This window comes from Agrococcus sp. GW821-FHT14H11 (assembly GCF_058803545.1).
Genome location: NZ_JBXAPA010000005.1, coordinates 42153 through 64593, shown reverse-complemented (window position 1 = coordinate 64593; position 22441 = coordinate 42153). Strand labels below are relative to the sequence as shown.

Genomic DNA, 22441 nt, shown 5'->3' with positions numbered 1-22441 from the left:
GGTGCAGGCCGTGATCAGCCGGCCGACCTAGCATCGCTGCATGCCTGTCCGCAACTCCCGCGACGATGCCCGCCCCGACGCGGAGGAGGCGGTCGACGACCGGATCCTGGAGGCGGCGCGCGGCTACGGCTGGCCGAGCCTCCGGCCCGGGCAGGCCGAGGCCGTGCAGGCGCTGCTCGACGGCCACGACGTGCTCGCCGTCATGCCGACCGGGCACGGCAAGTCGGCGATCTACCAGCTCGCCGCGAAGCTCCTCGACGGGCTGACGGTGGTCGTCTCGCCGCTCATCGCGCTGCAGCACGACCAGGTCGAGCAGCTCGAGGGCCTCGGAGCCGACCCGGCGGTCGCGGTGAACTCGTCGCAGCGCGTCGGCGAGCACCGCGAGGCGTGGGAGGAGCTCGAGGCCGGCGAGGCGGAGTTCGTCTTCCTGGCGCCCGAGCAGCTCGCCCGCGACGAGGTGCTCGAGCGGCTGCGCGAGCTGCGGCCGTCGCTGCTCGTCGTCGACGAGGCGCACTGCGTCTCGGCGTGGGGCCACGACTTCCGGCCCGACTACCTGCGGCTCGGGCACGTCGTCGAGGCGCTCGGGCATCCGACCACCGTCGCGCTGACGGCGACCGCCGCGCCGCCCGTGCGGGAGGAGATCGTCGAGCGGCTGCGCATGCGCGACCCGCGGCAGGTGGTGCGCGGGTTCGACCGCCCCAACATCTTCCTCGAGGTGCAGCGGCACAGCGACGACGACGAGCGGCGCGAGGCGCTCGTCGCGCGAGCGGTCGCCGAGGCGAAGCCGGGCCTCGTGTACGTCGCGACGCGCAAGGACGCGGAGCGCTACGCGGCCGACCTGGTCGCGGCCGGCGTGCGCGCCGAGGCGTACCACGCCGGGATGGCGCGCGCCGAGCGCGAGCGGGTGCACGCCGCGTTCAGCGACGGGAGCGCCGAGGTCGTCGCCGCGACGTCGGCGTTCGGGATGGGCATCGACAAGCCCGACGTGCGGTTCGTGCTCCATGCCGCGCCACCCGACTCGCTCGACGCCTACTACCAGGAGATCGGCCGCAGCGGCCGCGACGGCGAGCCGGCGCTCGCGGCGCTGCTGCACCGGCAGGAGGACTTCGGGCTGCACCGCTTCCGCACCGGCGGGACCGCCGACGAGGAGATGCTCTCGGCCGTTGCCTCGCGCGTGCGGCGGGCGAAGCAGCCCGTGCCGCCTGCGCGCCTGCGCGAGCGGCTCGAGGTCGGAGCGAGCCGGCTCACCGCGGCCGTGAACCTGCTCGAGCAGGTCGGCGCCGTCGAGACGACCGACGAGGGCGAGCTCGTCTGGAGCGCGGGCGCCGTGCGGCCCGCTGTCGAGGAGGCGGCGCAGATCGCCGAGGCGCGGCGCCGGGTCGACCGCTCGCGGGTCGAGATGATGCGCGGCTACGTCGAGACCGGCGGATGTCGCCGCCGCTACCTGCTCGGCTACTTCGGCGAAGAGCTGCCGGAGCTGTGCGGCGCGTGCGACACGTGCCGCTCGGGCTCGGCGGCGCGGGTCGAGGAGGCGCGCGCGGCCGCCGACGAGGCCGCCGGGGGAGCGGACGACTGGCACGTCGGCCAGCGCGTGCGGCATGAGGCGTGGGGCGAGGGCGGGGTCGTGAGCGACGACGGCGACCGCATCACCGTGCTCTTCGACGAGGAGGGCTACAAGACGCTCGCGGTCGAGGTGCTCGCCCGCACCGGGGCGCTGCAGCCCCTCTGACCTCTTCCGTCGGCCCCCTCGCTGGTGGAGCCGCGCGGCCGCCGCTCCCGCTCCGCTGGTCGAGCCGCGGCGCCGCCGCTCCCCACCCCGCTGGTCGAGCCGCGGCGCCGCCGCTTCCACCCCGCTGGTCGAGCCGCGCGGCCGCCGCTCCCCTCCCGCTGGTCGAGCCGCGGCGCCGCCGCAGGCGGCCCCGCGAGTCGAGACCACTCCGCGGCCCGCCCGCCCGCTCCCCATCCCGCTTGGTCGAGGAGCGCGCGGGCGCAGCCCGCCCGCGTCACGAGACCACGTGCGGCCAGCGTCTGGGTGGTCTCGAGACGGCCGGCTCCGCCGGCCTCCTCGACCAGCGGATGGGGGCGGATGCCATGTCAGTGCCCCGTGGTTCCATGCCTGCATGGACGGCGACTGGGGCCTCGACGCGGAGGACTACATCGCGTCGATCCGCGCCGGCGCGATCGACCCGTACGGCCGCACCGCGGCCGAGCTCGAGGACGAGCTCGCCGCGTTCGACCGCGACTGGGGCGAGCGGCTCGCCGCGCTCACGCCCGACGAGCTGGAAGCGGTCGTCGAGGGGCGCATGCGCGTGCCCGAGCTGCCCGGCCCGGCCGAGTCCGAGCGGGCCGCGTGGCTGCGCCGCGAGGAGCAGTTCACCGGCCAGATCAAGGCGCTGCAGGCGCAGCGGGCGCGACTCGAGGCGCGCGAGCGGGAGCTGCTCGCCGCGCGCTTCCAGCGGGTCCGCGACGAGGGCGGCGAGGTCGTCACCACGCTGCGGGAGGCGGCGTCGCTGCTGGCGGCGGAGCTGCGCCAATCCGACCGGGCCGTTGAGCGGCGGATCACGGATTCCTGGCAGATCGTCACCGAGCTGCCCGCCGCCCACGAAGCCCACAAGTCCGGCCGCATCTCCTCCGGCCACCTGCGAGTGATCGAGCAGGCGACCCACCCGCTGCGCATCGACGTGGACGCCGACCCGGCCGAGCGCGCCCGCGTGGAGGCGGAGCTGGTCGCGATCGCGGAGACGACGACGCCGTCGCGCCTGCGCTCCCGGTCGAAGCGGATCGTGGACCGGGTGCTCACGCAGCCGCTGCAGCAGCGGCACCGGTTGGCGATGGAGCGGCGCGACGTGTGGATGGTCGACGCCGGCGACGGGATGGTCGACATCGGCGCCCGCGTGCCCGCGGTCGTCGGCGCCGGCATCTTCGACCGGCTCACGCAAGCCGCCCGCGGCAAGCCCAAGGACGACCCGCGCACCTGGGACCAGTTCCGCGCCGACGCGTTCAGCGAACTGCTGCTCACCGGCCAGACCCCCGACGACCTGCACGCGACCAACGCGCTGACGGCCACCATCGCGATCACCATCCCCGCCACCGAGCTGCTGCGCGAACAGGGCGATCCCGAGCCGCAGCTGCGGTTCCCCGCGCTGCTCGACGGGAAGATCCTCGTCGACCCCGCCACCGTGCGGGCGCTCGCCGTCGACACCGCCACCTGGGAGCGGCTGTTCACCCATCCGGTGACGGGGTTGCCGATCACGGTCGACACGTACCAGCCGAACCGGGCGCAGCGGCGCTGGCTGAGAGCGCGGGATGGCCGCTGCCGCTGGCCCGGCTGCGACAACCCCGTCGCCCGAGCCGATCTCGACCACACGATCGACCACGCCTCGGGCGGGCCGACGAGCATCGAGAACCTGGCGCACCTGTGCCGCAGGCACCACACCATCAAGCACTCGACACGATGGAGCGTCCGGCAGCTGCCCGACGGTGTGCTGGAGTGGACGACACCGCTCGGCAGGGCGATCCGCGACGAACCCGAGCCGCAGGGGCCGCGCTTCGCCGAGGCGGACGCGCCCTGGGACACGCTGCCGGACGACGGCGGGCCGCCAGGCGAGGCGCCACCCGAGTGGGCGCATCCGCCGGACCTCGTCCCAGCCGTACCCTTGCCCTCGCCGGCGCCAGGCCGGAGCATCTGAGCATGCCGAACGCACCCGAGACGCTGGAGCGCATCCAGGACGCCTTCGACCCGCTGCCCGTGCGGCTGCGCGCGATGTTCGGCGAGCATGCCATCTACTGCGACGACCGCATCTTCGGCTTCATCTGCGACGACACGCTGCTGCTGAAGCTCGTGCCCGAGGCGGAGGAGCTCACCGCGGCCCTCCCGCGCGGCGAGGCCTACCCCGGCTCGAAGCCCTACGGCATCGTCGACGACGATCGGCTGGGCGACGTCGAGTGGCTGCACGAGGTCGCGCAGACCATCGCGGCGACGCAGTCGCCGAAGCCCGCGCGAGGCCGTGAAGCGGGGCCGAGGTAGCGACCGGGGAGGGGCGGCCGCACACCGGCCTCGAGGCCGAGGCCGCCTAGGGTGGAGGGCATGACGCGCACACTGGGAAGCTCCGGCATCGAGGTCTCGACCATCGGCCTCGGCTGCAACAACTTCGGCCGCAAGGGCACCCGCACCGAGGACCAGGCCGGCACCGACGCCGTGATCCACGCGGCCATCGACCACGGCATCACGCTCTTCGACACCGCCGACATCTACGGCAACCCGGCCACCACCTCCGAGACCCTCATGGGCGTCGCCCTGCAGAAGGCAGGCAGCGCCGCGCGCGACAAGGTCGTGCTGGCGACGAAGTGGGGCCACAGCGGCCTGGCGATCGAGGGCACCGAGACGTGGGGCGCGAAGGGCGCTCGGCAGTACATCCGCAGCGCGGTCGAGGCATCGCTGCGCCGGCTCCAGGTGGAGCACATCGACCTCTACCAGATGCACACGCCCGACCCGTCGACGCCGATCGAGCAGACGGTCGCCGCGCTCGACGAGCTCGTCGCCGAGGGCAAGATCCGTGCCTACGGCCACTCCAACTTCTCGGCCGAGCAGATCGCCGCCGCCGCAGCCGTCGAGAGCCCGAACGGGTTCGTCTCGGCGCAGGACGAGTACTCGCTCGTCTCCCGCGGCGTCGAGCGCGAGGTGCTGCCGGCGGTGCGCGAGGCCGGCCTCGGCTTCCTGCCCTACTTCCCGCTCGCCAACGGGCTCCTGACGGGCAAGTACTCGCAGGGCTCCGGCCCCGACGACGCCCGCCTCACGCGTCTCAAGCCCCAGGTGCTCGAGGAGACCGACTGGAGCCGCATGGCCGAGTACGAGCGCATCGTCGCCCGCACGGGCTCGACGATGCTCGAGGTGACGTTCCAGTGGTTGCTCGCGCAGCCCGCGGTCACGAGCGTCATCGCCGGCGCCACGCGCCCCGAGCAGATCGCGCAGAACGCGGGTGCCGGCCTCGGCGAGCTCGACGCCGGCACCGTCGAGGAGATCTCCGAGCTCTTCGGCTGAGCCTATGGTGCGTAGTCGTCGCCATGGGCGGCGACGTACGCGCGCACGTCGCCCGCGCGCAGCGCCTCGCCGAGCGCGGCGGTGCGCGGCGCGTCGACGATGTTCACGGATGCGCCGGCGCGGCCGGTGAACCCGGCCAGCGGGGCCATGAGGCTGAGGATGTCGTCGCGCTCGAGCTCCTGGCTGAGGGCCGCGAGCGCGACCATGTCGTCGATCTGCAGGTCGCCCGTGATGCGGACGGCCGAGGCGATGTGGACGAGCGCCGCCGTGAGCGCCGGCGGGTCGGCGGCCAGCTCGTCGAGGCGCTCGAGCAGGCCGATGATCGAGGCGCGCGCGCGCTCGGCGCGGTCGAGGTCGCCGTAGGGCAGGTCGATGCGCTGCCGCACGAAGTAGATGCCGTCGCCGTCGTCGAGCAGCAGCGGGTCGGCGGTGAAGTCGTAGTAGCGGCTCGCGCCGCCGTCGATCGCCCCGTCGACGAATCGGGCGACCGACGGGTTGCGGTTCTCGACCCAGAAGCCGTCGACCGCCTCGATCAGGCTGACGAAGCCCTCGTAGTTCGCCTGCACCACGTAGTCGATCTCGAGCCCGCCGAAGAGCTCCGACACCGTCGTCCGCATCAGCTCGGTGCCTCCGGCCGGGAACGCCGCGTTGATCTTCGCCTCGCCCACGCCCGGGATGGTCACCCACGAGTCGCGCGTGACCGAGATCAGCGCGAGCGTCTGCCGGTCGGCGGAGAGCTGCGCGACGACGATCGTGTCGGGCCGGCCGCCCCAGCTGCCCGGCTCCTGCGCATCGGTGCCGAGCAGCAGGGCGGTGACCGGCCCCTCCGGGAGCGGATCGGCGAGTGCGGTCGGGGTCGGCGTCGGCGTCGCCGAGGGCTCGGCAGTGGGCGTGGGGTTGGCCGTCGGCGTCGTCGTCGCGCGCGCGTCGGCGGTCGGCGTGGGGGAGGGCTCCGCGGGGCCGCAGCCTGTGGCGGCGACCACCGCGACGAGCGCGACCAGGCCGAGCCGGCGCATCCGCGCCCCTGCGCTGCGTGCTCGCATCATCGCCCCCTGCCGAGTCAGCGCTCAGGCTAGCGGCGCCGCGGCAGGTTTGGGAACAGCGTTACATCAAGGGACGTACCCCGTGCCGTGCGCGTCGACGTAGGGCTGGATGTCGCCGGCGCGGAGCGCGTCGCCGAGCGCGGCCGTCTGCGCGGTGTCGACGACGTTCACCGACTGCCCGCCCTGCGTGCCGAAGCCCGTGATCGGCGCCATGAGGCTCACCACGTCGTCGCGCCCGAGCTCCTGGCTGAGGCTCGCGAGCGCGACCATGTCCTCGATGCTCAGGTCGCCGGTGATCTTGAGCCGGCCGGCGAAGTGGCCGAAGAGCTCGGGGAGCGCAGCAGGGTCGGCGGTCGCGATCTCGTCGATGCGCTCGAGCATGCCGGCGACGGCGGCGCGCTGCCGCTCCGCGCGGTCGAGGTCGCCCGCGGGCAGGCCCTTGCGCTGGCGCACGTAGATGAGGCCGTCGGTGCCAGACAGGTGCACCGGGTCGGCGGTGAAGTCGACGACCCGGCCGGTGCTGTTGACCGTCACCTGGGTCGGGTGCTGGTTGGCCGCGTCGAAGCCGTCGAGCGCCCGGGTCAGCGCGATGAAGCCCTCGAAGTCGGCCTGCACGACGTAGTCGATCTCGAGCCCGCCGAAGAGCTGCGAGACGGTGTCGCGCATCATGGGCGTGCCGCCGATCGCGAACGCGGCGTTGATCTTGCCCGCGCCGGCACCGGGGATCTGCACCCACGAGTCGCGCGTGATCGACACGAGCGTCAGCGTGTCGCGGTCGGCCGAGATCTGGGCGACCATGATCGCGTCGGCGTTGCCCGTCATCGAGCCGGGCGTGCGCGAGTCGGTGCCGAGCAGCAGGGCGGTGACCGCGCCGTCGGGCAGCGGGTCGGCCGGCGCCGTGGGCGTCGGGCTCGGCGCGGCCGTCGGCGTCGGGGCGACCGCCGTCGGGCTCGGCGTCGCGGTCGGCGTCGGGAGCGGCTCCGACTGCGGCCCGCAGCCCGTGATCGCGAGCGTCGCGGCGAGCGCGACCGCCGCCCATCGCGCCGCCGCCGGCCCCGTGCGCGCTCGTCGGGTGCGTGCCTGCATCGTGTCGTCTCCTCGGGTCGTCGCGCTCCCGAGGCTAGCGGGCCGCCTCAGCGCAGCGCCGCGTAGCCCTGCTCGTCGCGCGCGTTCGACGCGGCGCGGATCGTGCCGTCGGGCTCGTGCGACGCGAACGAGAGCCGTCCGAGCGACCAGGCGCCCGCATCCGTGAGCACGTGCCCGCGGCGCGCGAGCTCGGCGAGCACGTCGTCGCCGAGCCGCGACTCGACGTGCAGCCCGCCCGGCTCCCACACCCGCGGCTCGAACGACGACACCAGGTGCGTCACGTGCCAGGAGGGGGCGTCGATCGCCGCCTGCGGGTCGAGCCCGAGCACCCGCATGCCGAGCAGCATCGTGAGCTGCCACTGGTCCTGCTGGTCGCCGCCCGGCGTGCCGAGCGCCGCGGTCGCGCCGTCGTCGTCGACGAGCATCGTCGGCGAGAGGGTCGTGCGGGGGCGGATGCGCGGGGCGAGGCTCGTGGCGAGGCCGTCCTCGAGCCAGAGCATCTGGGCGCGCGTGCCGAGGCAGAAGCCGAGGTCGGCGATCGTCGGGCTCGACTGCAGCCAGCCGCCGGAGGGCGTTGCCGAGATCACCATGCCGTCCTTGTCGACGACGTCGATGTGGCACGTGTCGCCGCGGGTGGGCTCGCCCGTGCCCGCCTCCTTCGGTACCGCGCCCGCCGTGCCGACCACGGGCATCCGCGGGTCTCCGCGCAGCGCGCCGGGCCGCAGCTCGAGCGACGCCGCCTGGTCGATGAGGGCCCGCCGCTCGGCGAGGTAGGCGTCGTCGAGCAGGCCCGAGATGTCGGCGCCGTCGCCGAACCACGCGTCGCGGTCCGCGTGCGCCAGCTTCATCGCCTCGGCTGCGGCGTGCACGATGTCGGCGTCGAAGGCGTCCGCGCGCTCCGGGAGCAGCGGGTCGAGGATGCCGAGTGCCTCGAGGAGGGCCGGGCCCTGCGTCCACGCGCCGGCCTTGTGCACGGTCGTGCCGCGCCAGGGCATCGCGAGCGACGGCTCCCAGGTGGGCCGCCACGCCGCCATGTCGTCGCCGGTGAGGAGGCCCTGGTGCGCGTCGCCGGAGGAGTCCATCGCCGCCTCGCGCCCGTGCCGGTCGACGGCCTCGGCGACGAAGCCCTCGCTCCACGCCGAGATCGCCGCGTCGCACGCGGCCTCGCGCCCCATGCCGCGGCCGGCGTCGGCGAGGCGGCGGTACGTCTCGGCGAGCGCGGGGTTGCGCACCACGTCCCATGCCTCGGGGGCCGGGTCGGCCCAGAGCGCCGCGGAGGCGGCCCAGTGCTCGCGGAAGAAGTCGGCGCGGCCGGCGATGGTGCGTGCCACGCGCGGCAGCACGCGGTGGCCCCGCTCCGCGAGCTCGATCGCGAACGCGAGCACGTCGGCCGGCGCCCACGTGCCGTGGTCGCGCACGAGCGTGAGCCACGCGGGCACCGCGCCCGGCACGACGGCGGCGAGCAGGCCGGTGCCGGGGATGTGCGCGATGCCCTCGGCGCGCATCCGCTCGATCGTGGCGGCGCCGGGCGTCACGCCCTGGCCGCACAGCACCTGCGGCTCCTGGCCGGGGAGCCGCACGATCGCCGGCAGGTCGCCGCCGGGGCCGTTGAGGTGCGGCTCGACGACGTGCAGCACGAAGCCGGCGGCGGCGGCCGCGTCGGCGGCGTTGCCGCCCCGCTCGAGCACGGCCATACCGCTCGACGAGGCGAGCCAGTGCGTCGAGGCGACGGCTCCGAACGATCCCTGCAGCGGCGGTCTGGTGCGCATCATGCGCGACACGCTATCGGGCGGCGCTGGCAGCCGGGTCGAGGTCGAGCCGCCGCAGCAGCTGCGCGTTGAGCGCCACGACGATCGTCGACAGCGACATGAGCACGGCGCCGACCGACATCGGCAGCACGAAGCCGACCGGCGCGAGCACGCCCGCGGCGAGCGGCACCGAGATGAGGTTGTAGCCCGCCGCCCACCACAGGTTCTGCACCATCTTGCGGGCGCTCGCGGTCGAGAGCTCGACCACCGACAGCACGCTGCGCGGGTCGGAGCTCGCGAGGATCACGTCGGCCGAGGCGATCGCCACGTCGGTGCCGGCGCCGATCGCGAGGCCCACGTCCGCGCGGGCGAGCGCGGGCGCGTCGTTCACGCCGTCGCCCACGAACGCGACGGTGCGCCCCTCCTCCTGCAGCCGCGCCACCTCGCGCTCCTTGTGCTCGGGGCGCACGTTGGCCGCGACGCGGTCGATGCCGAGCTCGGCGGCGACAGCCTGCGCGACGGCGTCGGCGTCGCCCGTGACCATCGCGACCTGGATGCCCCGCCGGTGCAGCGCATCCACCGCCTGCCGCGACTCGGCCCGGATCTCGTCGGCGAGCCGCAGCGCACCGGCGACCCGGCCGTCGACGACGACGTGGAGGATGATCGCGCCGGCGTCCCGCCACGGCTCGACCTCGGGCAGCTCGTCGGCGCCCTCCTCCTGCAGCATGTGCGGGCCGCCGACCCGCACCGTGCTGCCCTCGACCGCGGCGGTGACGCCGACGGCGGGGGAGGAGGAGAAGTCGGATGCGCCGGGCACGTCGAGCGCGCCGTGCTCGGCCGCGCGCACGATCGCCCGGGCCAGCGGGTGCTCGCTCTGCGACTCTGCGGCGGCCGCGAGCCGCAGCAGCCGGTCGACGTCGCCGTCGACCGCGTGCGCCTCGACGACCGCGGGCTCGCCGGCGGTGAGGGTGCCCGTCTTGTCGAACAGCACGACGTCGACGCGGCGCATCGTCTCGAGGGCGAGCCGGTCGGCGATCAGCACGCCGCCGCGCGCCGCGCGCTCGGTGGCGATCGACACGACGAGCGGGATCGCGAGGCCGAGCGCGTGCGGGCAGGCGATCACGAGCACGGTGACCGCGCGCACGACTGCGTCGTCGGGCATGCCCGCGACCGACCAGACGACGGCGGTGATCGCCGCCGCGGCGAGCGCGAACCAGAACAGCCAGCCGGCCGCGCGGTCGGCGAGCCGCTGCGCCCGCGACGAGGAGGCCTGCGCCTCGGCGACGAGGCGGCGGATGCCGGCGAGCGCGGTCTCGTCGCCGGTCGCGTCGACCTCGACCCGCACGCCGGAGTCGGTCGCGACCGTGCCGGCGACGACGCGGTCGCCCACGCCGCGCTCGACCGGCCGGGACTCGCCCGTGATCATCGACTCGTCGAAGCTCGCGGCGCCGCCGACGATCGCGCCGTCGGCGGGCACGCGGGCGCCGGGGCGCACGACGATCACGTCGCCGACGCGCAGCGCATCGGGGGCGACGCGCTCGGTGCCGCCGTCGACCTCGCGCTCGGCCTCGTCGGGCAGGAGCGCCGCGAGCGAGTCGAGCGCGGAGGAGGTCTGCGCGAGTGAGCGCATCTCGAGCCAGTGGCCGAGCAGCATGATGGCGACGAGCAGCGCGAGCTCCCACCAGAAGTCGAGCTGGTGGTCGGCGATGCCGAGCGTGGCCGCCCAGGACGCGACGAAGGCCACGGTGATCGCGAGGCCGATGAGCAGCATCATCCCGGGCTTCCGCGCGCGGAGCTCTTCGACGGCGCCGGTGAGGAAGGGCCGCCCGCCGACCACGTACATGACGGTGCCGAGCAGCGGCGAGACCCAGGCGAGCCACGGCCAGTCGGGCAGGTCGTAGCCGACGATCATCGAGAACATGCCGCTCAGCAGCACGGTCGGCACCGCGAGCACGAGCATCGCCCAGAAGAGCCGCCGGTAGGTGGCGACGTGGTCGCCGTGGCCGGCGTGCCCCATGTGGCCGTCGGCATGGCCCTCGCTGTGGCCCTCGTGGTTGCCCGGGGCGTGGTCGCCGTGGCCGGAGTGCGCCGGCTGCGCGGCGTGGCCCGCGTGCTCGGCGGTGACGGCCGGCGTCGCGCCGTGCTGCCCGTGGTCCTGCGCGTGCTCGTGGCCCTGGCCGTGGTCGTGATGCTGGTGGTTCCTCTGCGTCCCGCTCATGCACGCACAATATACCCCTAGGGGGTATAGCGCAAGGGGCTGCGGACGGTGCTTCTCCACAGGGGCGTCGGCCGGCGGCGCGCGCTGCCTGGCCCATGCCGCACTGTCCCGCCATGGAGACCGTCCGCATCCGCACCCCGCAGTCCCTGCTCCGCCTGCTGCCGCACCTCGTCGGCGCCCCTGAGCCTCCGTGCCTCGTCGCGCTGCCGTTCGCCGCTGGGCGATCCGGCATGCCGATGGTGCTCGACCTGCCGGATCGCAGCGCGGTCGCCGCGACCGTGCGGGCGGTCCGCGGCGGTGCGCGCGGCGCCGACGCCGTCGTGCTCGTCGCATGCCTCGCCGAGCCGCTCGGAACCGGTGCGCTGCCGCGGCGGCTCGAGCTCGCGCGCGTGGCCGAGCGGCTCGAGCGCGCCGGCCTCCGCGTGCTCGATGCGCTCGCGCTCGGTCCCGACTCGTGGGGCGACTACGCGGCGCCGGATGCGGCGAGGGGCCCGCTCGCCGAGCTCGACCTGCTCGACGACCCGGCGCCCGGCGTGCCGCTGCCGGCGCCGATCCCCGGCGCTCCGGAGACGGGCGACGACCGCACGACCGCCGCGGTGCTCGGCTGGATCGACGCGCTCGGTGCCGCCGAGGTCGATGCCGCGCGCGACGACCCGATCGCCGCGCTCGAGCTCGCCGTCGAGCTCGCGCCCGGGCTCGGCAGCGGGCCGGGCGCGCTCGGCGCCGACCCGGCGAGGGCCGCCGCGCTCGCGATCGGCCTCGTCTGGAGCCCGCCCGTGCGCGACCTCGCCATCGAGCTCGCGCTCGACGGCGTCGACGCGGCGCGGGCCACGCTCGCCGCGCTCGACCGCGACGGCGACGTCGCGGGCGATGCCGCCGCGGCCCGCTTCCTCGGCACCGGCCCGGCGCCCGACGCCGCGCGCCTGCTCGACCGGCTGCGCCGCTGGAGCGCGATCGCCGAGGCCGCCCCGCTCGAGCTGCGCGCCCCGGTGCTCGTCATCGTCGGCTTCCTGCACTTCTTCGCGGGCCGGGGCCGCACGGCCGGCCGTTGCGCCGAGCTCGCGATGGCGATCGACCCGACGCTCACGATGGCCCCGCTGCTGCGCGACATCGTCGACGCCAAGGGCGCACCCGACTGGGTGCTGCGCCCAGCCGACCCGGAGTAGCGTCGCGGCATGGCGAGCGAGCAGCGGCATGACGTCCTCATCATCGGCGGCGGCAACGGCGGGCTCTCCGCCGCGGCGCACCTGCTGCGGCGCGGCTGCCGCGACGTGGCGCTCATCGAGCCGGCCGAGCAGCACGTCTACAAGCCGCTGCAGCACTACGTGGGCACCGGCATCGCGTCCGAGCGCGAGCTCTCCCGACCGCAGGCGTCGCTCATCCCCGACGGCGTGCACTGGTACCGCAGCGCCGCGGTCGCCGTCGACCCCGAGCGCCGTGCGGTGCGCTGCGCCGACGGCACCGAGGTGCGCGGCGGCGACCTCATCGTCGCGCCAGGCGCACGCATCGACTGGTCGCGCCTGCCCGGCGCCGAGCGCGCGCTCGCCGAGGGCGCGGCCGTCACGACGTTCGTCGACGACCTGCTGCCCCGCACGAGGCAGCGCTTCGACGCGCTCGACCGCGGCCGCGCCGTCTTCCAGGTGCACGAGCAGCCCGCCTCGGGCCGCGAGACGGCGTTCAAGCCGCTGCTCATCTCGTGCGACCGCTGGCGCGCCCGCGGCGTGCTCGACCGCATCGAGGTGGTGCTCGTGCACGAGGGCGCGCGCCTGCACCCGGTCGCCGCGATCGAGGCGGAGATCCGCCGCCACCTCGACGACTATGGCATCGACGTGCGGCTCGGCACGCGCTTCCGCAGCATCGACGGCGACGCCGTCGAGCTCGAGGGGCCCGCGGGGGAGACGACCCTGCAGGCCGATCTGCTGCACCTGCACCCGCCCTACGCGGCGCCCGCCTTCCTCGCCGCGTCGGGGCTCGACGACGCGAGCTCCGGCGGCTTCGCCGCGGTCGACCCCGAGACGCTCCGGCACCGCCGCCACCCGCGCGTGTGGGCCGTCGGCGACGGCGCCGACCTCGGGGACGCCCGCACCGGCGGCGCGCTCCGCGAGCAGGTGAAGACGGTGGTCGAGAACATCCGCCGCAGCCGCGCCGGTCAGCCGCTCGAGCGCTACGACGGCTACACAGTGGCGCCGATCGCCACCGCGCGGCGCAGCCTCTCCTTCGGCGAGTACGACCGCGCGCTGCGGGTGCGGCGCTCGCTGCCCGTGCCCGACGAGATCCGGTCGAGGCTCGTCTGGCACGTGCTCGACCGCTACGGCCTGCCGCAGGTGTACTGGCACCGCATCCTCAAGGGGCGGCTGTGACCGCGCGGTGCGAGAGTCACCGGCCGAGCATGGGAGACTGGAGGACGTGACCCACATCGGAGCTGCGACCGGCGAGCACGCCACCCAGGGGCCGGAGGCCCGGCAGTTCGCCGTGCGCTGGGCGGGGATGACCGACACCGGCTTCCGCCGCCAGCACAACGAGGACTCGCTCGTGACGCAGCCGCCCGTGTTCGCGGTGGCCGACGGCATGGGCGGCCACTCGCACGGCGACCTCGCGAGCCGGGCCGTCGTCGAGCAGCTCGGCACGCTCTCGACGCTCGAGAGCGTCGAGCCGATCGACGTCGTCGAGGCGCTCCGCCGCGCGACCGACGAGATCGAGAAGCTCGGCGAGGGCGAGGGCGCCGCGGGCACCACCGTCACCGGCTGCGCCTTCGCGATGCACGAGGGCGCGCCGCACTTCGCCGTCTTCAACGTCGGCGACTCGCGCACGTACGCGATGCTCGGCGAGCGGCTGACGCGCATCACCATCGACCACTCCGTCGTGCAGGAGCTCATCGACGCCGGGCTCCTCACCGAGGAGGAGGCCGAGACGCACCCCGAGGCGAACGTCGTCACGCGCGGCGTCGGCGCCGGCATCGACCCGGTGCCCGACTACTTCCTGCTGCCGATCATGCCGCAGCTGCGCCTGCTCGTCTGCTCCGACGGCCTCACGAAGGAGGTGCCCGACATCGAGATCGAGCGCCTGCTCTGGGAGCACGCGGAGCCGGCGGCAGCCGCGAACGCGCTCGTCAGCGCCGCGCTCGACAGCGGAGGCCGCGACAACGTCTCGGTCATCGTCGTCGACGTCACGAAGGCGCCCTCGGTCGACGACGTCGACCGCACCGTGCCGCGGACGACGCTGCGCGACGAGGAGACGCGGCGGGCCTGATGGCGAGGCGGCTCCCCTCCGCGCCGCCGGTCCTGCCCGGCTTCTCGCACCTCCACGTGCTCGGCACGGGCGGGTACGCCGATGTCTTCCTCTACGAGCAGGCGCTCCCGCGCCGGCCCGTCGCCGTCAAGGTGCTGCTCGCCGAGCTCGTCGACGAGGACGTCCGCCGCTCGTTCCGCAGCGAGGTCAACCTCATGGGCCGCCTCTCGGCGCACCCCGGCATCCTCACCGTCCACAGCGCATCCGTCGCGAGCGACGGCCGCCCCTACCTCGTGATGGAGCTCGCGAACCCCGAGCTCGGCGAGCGGTTCCGCTCCGAGCCGCTCCAGCCCGAGGCGGCGCTGCGCGTCGCGATCCGCATCGGCGCGGCCGTCGAGACCGCCCACCGCGCGGGCGTGCTGCACCGCGACATCAAGCCCGCCAACATCCTCAGCACGGCCTTCGGCCACCCGGTGCTCAGCGACTTCGGCATCGCCGGCCTCCAGCACGACGCGACCGAGGCCGCGGGCGTCTCGGTGCCGTGGGCGGCGCCCGAGGTGCTCCGCGGCGAGACGGGCGGCACCGTCGCGACCGAGGTCTGGTCGCTCGCCGCCACGATCTTCTCGCTCATCGCCGGCCGCAGCCCCGCCGAGCAGCCGGGGCGCGCCAACGACCACGCGGCGCTCACCGAGCGCATCCTGGCCCACGACCTGCTGCCGTCGCGCGCCATCCCGGCGCCGCTGCGGCGCGTGCTCGACAAGGGCCTCGCCGCCAAGCCCTCCGACCGCTACGCGCGCGTCGAGGACATGCTCGTCGACCTGCAGGCCGTGCAGCGCGAGCTCGGCTTCGAGGAGACGCCGATCGAGGTCGAGATCGACGCGTGGGCCGCCGAGGCGCCCGCGCCCGACGCGGGCGTCGACGAGGACTCGGATGCGCTGCGGCTGCGCCAGCGCCGCTCCCGTCGGTCGGCGGGCATCACGGGCAGCCGGGTCGACATCTCGCAGTCGACGGGCCGGCGCGAGCCGCAGAAGCCCAAGCGCTTCGCGATCGGCCTCGGCATCGCCGTCGCGAGCGCGGTGGTGCTGGGCATCGTCGCGATCGCCGCGATCGCGCTGTCGAGCGTGTCGTCGCAGATCCCGCTCGTCGCCGAGATCGCCGTCGCGCCCGACTCGGGCCGGGTGTCGTTCACCTGGGAGGATCCGGGCCTCGTCGACACCGACACGTACCACGTGCGCACGTCCACGGGCGACGCCCTCATCCAGGGCGGGCGCGAGTTCACCCTCACCGGCGAGCCCGGCGAGGAGCTGTGCATCGAGGTGGCGGTCAACCGCGACGGCGCGACCGGCGAGGCGACCGAGGCCTGCGGGGAGCCGCTGCCGTGAAGCGCGGCACCGCGGGCGCCGCGCTCGGCACGCTCCTCGTCGCCGGCGTCGTCGCCGGAGCGGTGCTGAGCCCCGGCTACGCCGCCGTGGAGCCGCAGCTCGACGGCTCGAGCGTGTGGATCGCCGACGGCGAGGCCGGCGCGATCGGCCTCGCGAACACCGCGAACGCGACCATCGAGCGCGTGGTCGACGTCGGCGGCGTCGCCGAGGCCCACCAGGCGACGAGCGGCACCGTCATCGTCGACCGCGACGCCTCGACCATCCGGGTCGTCCGCGATGGCGCCACCCGAGCGGGCGCGGCCGTGCCGATCGCCTCGGGCGCCGACGTGCACGTGCGCGACGACCGCATCCTCATCACCTCGCCCTCCACCGGCGACGTGTGGCGCACGACGGTCGGCGCGGTCGCCGAGGGCGCGCGGCTCGAGGAGGAGGTCGTGGCGCTCGGCCGCGGCGGCGTCGCCGTGCTCGGCGAGCGCAGCGTGCTCGCCGCCTCGCCGGGGCTCGGCCGGGTGCTGCGCATCGACAGCGCGGGCGAGGTCGTCGCGACCGAGCGCGCGCCTGTGTCGCCCTCGGCGCCCGACCTGCAGCTCACGGCGCTCGGCGACGACTGGGTGCTCTACGACGCCGGCTCCGGCGTGCTCTCGACGAGCACGTGGCAGACGTCGGTCGACGCGAGCGGCGTGCGGCTGCAGCAGCCGGGACCCGCGGCGCCCGAGGTGCTGTACGCCGCCGACGGCACGCTCGTGCAGCAGGTGCTCGGCGTGCAGTCCTCCGAGGTGCTCGCCTCCGGCGCGAGCGGCCGTGCGGCGCGACCGGTGGTGTCCGACGGATGCGTGTTCTCCGCCTGGCGGGACGGCACGGCCTGGCGCGCCTGCGACGCCCAGGAGCCGGTCGTGCTCGGCCTCGAGGGCGTCGGCGCCGAGGCCGACCTCCGGATCGTGCAGCGCGGGAGCGCGACGGCGCTCGTCGATCCCGCGAGCGGCGACGCCTGGGCGATCGACCGCGACGGCGAGCGCATCGAGGGGTGGCAGGTCGAGAGCGACGAGCCGACCCCCGAGCAGCCGACCGAGGGGGAGACGGTCGAGGAGACGGTCGAGGCCGCCCCGGCGCCCCCGGTCGCCGAGGACGACGAGCTCGGCGCCCGCCCCGGCGCCGTCACGGTGCTGCCGGTGCTGCTCAACGACAGCGACGCGAACGGCGACCCGATCGTGATCACCGACGTCACCGCGACGCCCGACGTGATCCCCGCCTCGATCACGCCCGACGGCCGCGGCATCCGCCTCGAGGCGCCGGAGGAGGGGGGCGTGCAGATCGCCTACCGGGTCTCCGACGGCACTGCCGGCGACGAGGCCGTCGCGACCGTCAGCATCCGCTCGGGCAATGAGCCGCCCGAGCTCGTGCGCCCGGCGCAGGCGACGCTCGAGGCCGGCGGCACGGTCGTGCTCGACGCCCTCGACGGCTGGCTCGACCCCGACGGCGACCAGCTCGCGGTCGTCGAGGCGACGGCCGCGGCGCCCGACCGCGTGAGCGTGCGCGCCGACGGCAGGCTCGAGTTCCGCGACGGCGGCGCGGGCGCGCAGCGCGAGGTGCAGGTGACCGTCACCGACGGGCGCACCACCGCGACCGCGCCCATCGCGCTCACCGTGCACGCCGGCGCCGTGCCCATCAGCGCGCAGCCCGTGACGGCCGTCACGCGCGTCGGCCAGCAGCTCGTGCTCGAGCCGCTGCTCGCAGCGCAGGGCGGCTCGGGCGAGCTGAGCCTGCACAACGTGGTCGCGAGCGGCCTGCCCGTGGAGCCGAGCCTCGCCGAGGGCACCATTGCGGTCACGCCCACGGAGCCGGGCCTGCTGCGCTTCACCTACGTCGTCTCCGACGGCACGACCACGCAGGACGGGCTCGTGGCGGTGCGGGTGCTCGAGGGGGCCGACGCCTCCTCGCCGCCCGTGACGATGCCCTCGCGCGCCGCGCTGCCCTCGATCGGCTCCGTCGAGCTCGACGTCGACGACCTCGCGTTCGACCCCTCGGGCGGCGTGGTCGCCCTCTCGCTCGCCTCGAGCGGCTCCGACGCGGTGCGCGCGGAGGTCATCGACGGCGAGCGGCTGCGCCTCGGCCTCGCCGACGAGCTCGAGGGCGAGGCGACGGTGCGCTACTCCGTCACCAACGGCATCCAGAGCTCCGCCGGCGAGCTGCGCATCTCGGCCGCGGGCGGCGCGTCGGTGCAGGCGCCCATCGCGCGCGACGACGCGGTCTCGGTGCGGCCCGGCGGGCTGGTCGAGATCCCGGTGCTCGTGAACGACGAGCATCCGGACGGCCTCGCCATCGCGCTCGAGCCGCAGGTGGTGGCGACGCCGGAGGCGGGCCTGCTCTTCGTCGACGGCGACCGGATGCGCTACGTCGCGGGCGAGGAGCCCGGCACGTTCACGGCCACGTACGCGGTGCGCGGGCCCGACGGGCAGACGGCCACGGCCGACATCGCCCTGCGGGTCGCGGCCGCGGCGCGCACGACGAACGCCGCGCCGGAGGCCCCGACGGTCGAGGCGCGCGTCGTCGCGGGCGCGAGCGTCGACCTCGAGCTGCCGATCTCGAACGCCGACCCGAACGGCGACCCGGTGCAGCTGCTCGGGCCGTCGACGGCGCCGGCGCTCGGGTTCGTGACGCAGGCCGGCCGGTCGACGCTGCGCTACCAGGCGGGCGACTACTCGGCGGGGACCGACGAGTTCCGCTACCGCGTCGTCGACGACCTGGGCGCGGTGGGCGAGGGGGTCGTGCGCGTCGCCGTGGTCGAGCCGTCGCCCGCGCTGCCGCCGGTGCTCGGCGCCGACGAGGCCGTCATGCGCCCCGACTCGACGCTCGTCGTGCCCGTGCTCGAGAACGACCGCGACCCGGCCGGGCTGCCGCTCGAGATCGTCGGCGTCGACACGGCCTCGCCGGGCGCCTCCGCCGAGGTGCGCGACGGCGCCGTGCACGTCGCAGCCGGCCCCGACAGCGCCGACATCGGCATCGTCGTCACCGTCGAGAACTCCGCCGGCACGTCGGCGGCGAGCTGGCTGCGCGTGGAGGTCGACCCGGCCGCGCCGCCGCCGCCGCCGGACGTCGAGGACGTGCAGGTGGCCATCCAGTCGATCGCCGACGCCGACGCCGTGCGCATCGACCCGCTCGCGTACGCGAGCGTGCGCGACGGGCGCACCGACGTGCTCGAGGCGACCCTGCCGATGGCGGCCGCCGGCGTCGAGCTGCGCGAGGACGGCACCGTCGAGATCCCCGTCGGCGAGCGCACGCGCTTCGTGCCGTTCACGGTCGTGCGCACCGACGACCCCTCGGCCGTCGCGACCGGCGTCATCGCGGTGCCCGGCAGGCTCGACGCCCTGCCGCAGCTGCGGCCCGGGGTGGCGCCGCTGTCGGTGCGCTCCGGCGAGACGCTCGAGATCGCGATCGACGACGTGGTCGACACCGTCGACGGCGACGGCGCGGTGCTCACCGACGCGAGCGCCGTGCGCGCGTCGCCGACGGACGGCTCCAACCCGGTGATCGACGAGGGCACCCTGCGCTTCGTGCCGCCGCCGGGCTACTACGGGCCGGCGAGCATCACCTTCGAGGTCACCGACGGCGACAGCCCGACCGATCCGGACGGGCGGGTCGGCACGATCGTGCTGCCCATCGAGGTGCTTGCGGGCGACGACGTGCCGCTCACGGTGCAGGGGGCGTACGTGCAGCTCGAGCCCGGCACCGAGCGCGTCATCGACCTGACCCGCATCACCCGCGCGCCCGACCCCGAGCGCCTCGACGGCGCCGCCTGGGAGGTGCTCGGCGACGTGCCGGCCGGCTTCGAGACGTCGGTGTCGGGCGCCGAGCTGACGGTGCGCGCGCTCGAGACCACGCCGGCCGGCACCACCGCCGAGCTGCAGCTCGGCGTGAGCGACGGCGCCGGGGAGGGCGTGCCGGGCGGCATCGTGCTCTCGGTCATCTCGTCGACCGCTCCGCGGGTGGCGCCGCTGCCCGACGAGGTGACGGTGCAGCGCGGCTCGGGCGCGCAGGTGGCGCCGCTCGCCAACGACGAGTCGTCGAACCCGTTCCCCGGCACGCCGCTGCGGCTCGGCGACCTCCGCACCGCGGGCGCCGCCGAGCGCGGCGTCGAGGCGAGCCTCGACGACGGCACGGTGACGATCTCCGTGGGCGCGGGGGCCTCGATCGGCGCGACCATCGTGCAGGTGCTCGTGCTCGACGCGACCGGCGACCCCCGCCGCGGCGTGTGGAGCCCGATCACCGTGACCGTCCAGGACGTGCCGGATGCGCCGGCGCCGCCCGTGCAGGCGTTCGACGAGCACGTCGACGGCGTGGTCTTCATGACCATCGAGCCGCCCGCGGCGAACGGCAGCCCGATCACGGGGTACCGGATCGTCGGCGACGGCGTCGACGTCGCGTGCGGCGCGGAGCCGCGCTGCAGGATCGACGGCCTGCCGCTCGGCCGCGACGTGCGCCTGCGCGCGATCGCGACGAACGCGCTCGGCGCGAGCGAGGCATCCGCCCCCTCCGAGCCCGTGCACGCCGACCGGCTGCCCGGCGCCGTGCCGCGCATCACGGCGACCCCGGCCGCGCAGCCCGGCGCCGTGCGCGTGCAGTGGCAGGGCGTCGCGCAGCCGCAGGGCGGCACGCCCGTCGAGGCCTACCTCGTGCGCATCACGGGCAGCGGCATCGACCAGGTCATCCGCGTGGGCGCGGCCGAGCGCACCGTGACGGTGCCCGACCTCACGCCCGGCCGCGCGTACGCGGTCGAGGTGGCCGCGACGAACGACGCGGGCGTGCCCGACGCCGCGTGGCGCTGGCCCGCCGCACCGGTGCCCATCACGGCGGTGGGGGAGCCAGGCACGGCACCGGTGCTCATCACCGGCCGCTCCGGCGGGTCGGTCACGGTGCGCTGGTCGGCGGTCGACGCCGGCGGCGCCGCCGCGGTCGGCTACACCGCGAGGATCGTGCCGGTCGCCGACGCCGCGTCGCTCGACTGCGCGAGCACCGGCACGGGCACGCCCGCCGGCAGCGCGCAGCTGAGCGCCACGCTCTCGGTCGCCCAGGGCTCGCGGGTCGTCGTCGCGGTCACCGCCGACAACGGCTGGCACTGCTCGGTGTCGGTCTCCGATCCCGTCTTCGGCACGCCCGCGCCCATCGACGCCTCCCAGGTCGAGGTCGCCTCGGGTGACGCGCAGGTGCGCGACGACGCGCGCGACCTGCAGCTCACCCGCGCGCCCGCGGTGCCGGAGGGGCAGTGGATCGAGGCGCGCGTGCGCCAGTCGCCGCAGGCCACCGAGCCCGGCTGGCGCCAGGTCGCGCAGGGCGCGTGGCTCACGCCCACCACCACCTCGTTCGTCTACGGCCGCGACGCGAGCGTCGAGCTGCGCGCGTGCGCGCCGTCGGGCGCCGGCTCCGGCTCGGTGTGCTCGGCGCCCACGACCGTCGGCAGCGCCATGCCGCTGAGCCTGAGCGCGATCGTCACCGCCTGCCGGCCGCTCGTGCCGCTCGAGGCGACGGCGCCCCAGAATGCGACCCTGTCGGCGCGCGGCAGCGTCGTCGCCTCGTACCTCGTCGACGGCGCGTGGACGGCGGAGCAGCCCGCGAGCCAGCGCGTGCCCGCCGGGGCGACGCGGGTGCGGGCCACGGGCGTCGTAACCTATCTGGAGTCCGGGCCCCACAGGGACCCCGTGCCGACCGTGGCGGGATGCGGGCTGTGATCAAGAGTGAGGAGCCTGCCGTGAGCGTCGACGTCGCGAGCATCCAGGAGCTGGCGGAGCACGTCGTCGAGCGCGTCGAGCGGGTGCTGGTGGGCAAGCCGCACGTGGTGCAGCTCGCGCTCACCGCCATGCTCAGCCACGGCCACCTGCTCATCGAGGACAACCCGGGCACGGGCAAGACGTCGCTCGCCCGCGCGCTCGCGGCGTCCATCCACGGCACCGCGAGCCGCATCCAGTTCACCCCCGACCTGCTGCCGGGCGACATCACCGGCGTCAGCATCTGGAACCAGGGCACGCGCGACTTCGAGTACCGCCCGGGCCCGGTGTTCGCGAACGTGGTGCTCGCCGACGAGATCAACCGCGCGAGTCCGAAGACGCAGTCGGCGCTGCTCGAGGTGATGCAGGAGGGCCGGGTCACCGTCGACGGCATCACGCACCCGGTGCCGCAGCCGTTCATGGTGATCGCGACGCAGAACCCGATCGAGCACGCGGGCACCTACCAGCTGCCCGAGGCGCAGCTCGACCGCTTCGCGCTCAAGGCGTCGATCGGCTACCCCGACCACGCGTCGACGCTGCGCATCCTCGCCGACTCGGGCGACGAGCAGTCGCCCGACGAGATCGTGGCGGTGGCGGATGCGCGGGCCGTGCAGGAGATGGCGGCCAGGATCCGGCAGGTCCACGTCGAGGCGTCGATCGTCGACTACGTCGCGCGGCTCGTCGAGGCGACGCGCGAGGCCGACGAGGTGCGGCTCGGGGTCTCCGTGCGCGGCGCGCTCGCGCTCGTCCGCACGTCGCGGGCATGGGCGGCCATCCACGGCCGCGACTACGTGACGCCGGACGACGTGAAGGCGCTCACCGTGCCGGCGCTCGCGCACCGGCTCGTGCTGCAGCCCGAGGCCGAGTTCGACGACGTCCGGCCCGAGAGCATCGTGCAGCAGCTCATGCTCACGGTGGCGCCGCCCAGGCGCTGAC

The 22441-nt window shown here is 75.5% G+C and carries 14 protein-coding genes; 10 read left to right on the top strand and 4 right to left on the bottom strand.

The window, feature by feature from the left end; genetic code table 11:
• Positions 1-40 precede the first annotated feature (40 nt).
• From AC1RNL_RS06885 to AC1RNL_RS06870, 4 genes are all read left to right on the top strand, one after another.
• A complete protein-coding gene (locus tag AC1RNL_RS06885) occupies positions 41-1729 on the top strand; it encodes a RecQ family ATP-dependent DNA helicase (protein WP_492934803.1) in 1689 nt (562 codons plus the stop codon).
• A gap of 391 nt (positions 1730-2120) precedes the next feature.
• Complete coding sequence (locus AC1RNL_RS06880) at positions 2121-3689, top strand: HNH endonuclease signature motif containing protein (protein WP_492934802.1); 1569 nt, start codon at positions 2121-2123, stop codon at positions 3687-3689.
• A 2-nt stretch (positions 3690-3691) separates the two neighbouring features.
• On the top strand, positions 3692-4027 hold the full coding sequence (locus tag AC1RNL_RS06875; RefSeq protein WP_492934801.1) for a TfoX/Sxy family protein: 336 nt from the start codon (positions 3692-3694) through the stop codon (positions 4025-4027).
• 60 nt (positions 4028-4087) lie between these two features.
• The gene (locus tag AC1RNL_RS06870) at positions 4088-5041 is read left to right on the top strand and encodes an aldo/keto reductase (RefSeq protein ID WP_492934800.1); all 954 of its coding nucleotides are present in this window, start codon (positions 4088-4090) and stop codon (positions 5039-5041) included.
• A 2-nt stretch (positions 5042-5043) separates the two neighbouring features.
• On the opposite strand, the gene AC1RNL_RS06865 is transcribed toward AC1RNL_RS06870, so the two are convergent.
• From AC1RNL_RS06865 to AC1RNL_RS06850, 4 genes are all read right to left on the bottom strand, one after another.
• Entirely contained in the window at positions 5044-6084 is a 1041-nt protein-coding gene (locus AC1RNL_RS06865; protein WP_492934799.1) for an LCP family protein, read from the bottom strand.
• A 66-nt stretch (positions 6085-6150) separates the two neighbouring features.
• Positions 6151-7170 (bottom strand): LCP family protein, encoded by a 1020-nt coding sequence (locus tag AC1RNL_RS06860; protein WP_364194791.1) that lies wholly within the window; start codon positions 7168-7170, stop codon positions 6151-6153.
• Positions 7171-7217: 47 nt separating this feature from the next.
• Positions 7218-8942, bottom strand: coding sequence for a gamma-glutamyltransferase family protein (locus tag AC1RNL_RS06855; protein ID WP_492934798.1), 1725 nt, complete (start codon positions 8940-8942; stop codon positions 7218-7220).
• A 10-nt stretch (positions 8943-8952) separates the two neighbouring features.
• Positions 8953-11136: a heavy metal translocating P-type ATPase gene (locus AC1RNL_RS06850; RefSeq protein WP_492934797.1), complete on the bottom strand. Its 2184-nt coding sequence runs from the start codon at positions 11134-11136 to the stop codon at positions 8953-8955.
• Positions 11137-11249: 113 nt separating this feature from the next.
• On the opposite strand from AC1RNL_RS06850, the gene AC1RNL_RS06845 reads away from it, so the two are divergent.
• The 6 genes from AC1RNL_RS06845 to AC1RNL_RS06820 are packed head-to-tail and all read left to right on the top strand — an operon-like array spanning position 11250 to position 22440.
• Positions 11250-12302 carry a hypothetical protein gene (locus tag AC1RNL_RS06845; RefSeq protein WP_492934796.1) on the top strand — a complete coding sequence of 351 codons (1053 nt, stop codon included), beginning with the start codon at positions 11250-11252 and terminating at the stop codon, positions 12300-12302.
• Positions 12303-12311: 9 nt separating this feature from the next.
• Positions 12312-13496 (top strand): NAD(P)/FAD-dependent oxidoreductase, encoded by a 1185-nt coding sequence (locus AC1RNL_RS06840; protein ID WP_492934795.1) that lies wholly within the window; start codon positions 12312-12314, stop codon positions 13494-13496.
• Positions 13497-13542: 46 nt separating this feature from the next.
• The gene (locus AC1RNL_RS06835; protein WP_240671383.1) at positions 13543-14385 is read left to right on the top strand and encodes a PP2C family protein-serine/threonine phosphatase; all 843 of its coding nucleotides are present in this window, start codon (positions 13543-13545) and stop codon (positions 14383-14385) included.
• A complete protein-coding gene (locus AC1RNL_RS06830; RefSeq protein ID WP_146357305.1) occupies positions 14385-15746 on the top strand; it encodes a serine/threonine-protein kinase in 1362 nt (453 codons plus the stop codon). Before AC1RNL_RS06835 ends, AC1RNL_RS06830 begins: the two co-directional genes overlap by 1 nt.
• Positions 15743-21469 carry an Ig-like domain-containing protein gene (locus tag AC1RNL_RS06825; RefSeq protein WP_492934794.1) on the top strand — a complete coding sequence of 1909 codons (5727 nt, stop codon included), beginning with the start codon at positions 15743-15745 and terminating at the stop codon, positions 21467-21469. Before AC1RNL_RS06830 ends, AC1RNL_RS06825 begins: the two co-directional genes overlap by 4 nt.
• Positions 21457-22440: an AAA family ATPase gene (locus AC1RNL_RS06820; RefSeq protein ID WP_396130672.1), complete on the top strand. Its 984-nt coding sequence runs from the start codon at positions 21457-21459 to the stop codon at positions 22438-22440. Before AC1RNL_RS06825 ends, AC1RNL_RS06820 begins: the two co-directional genes overlap by 13 nt.
• The last annotated feature ends 1 nt before the right edge of the window (position 22441 follow it).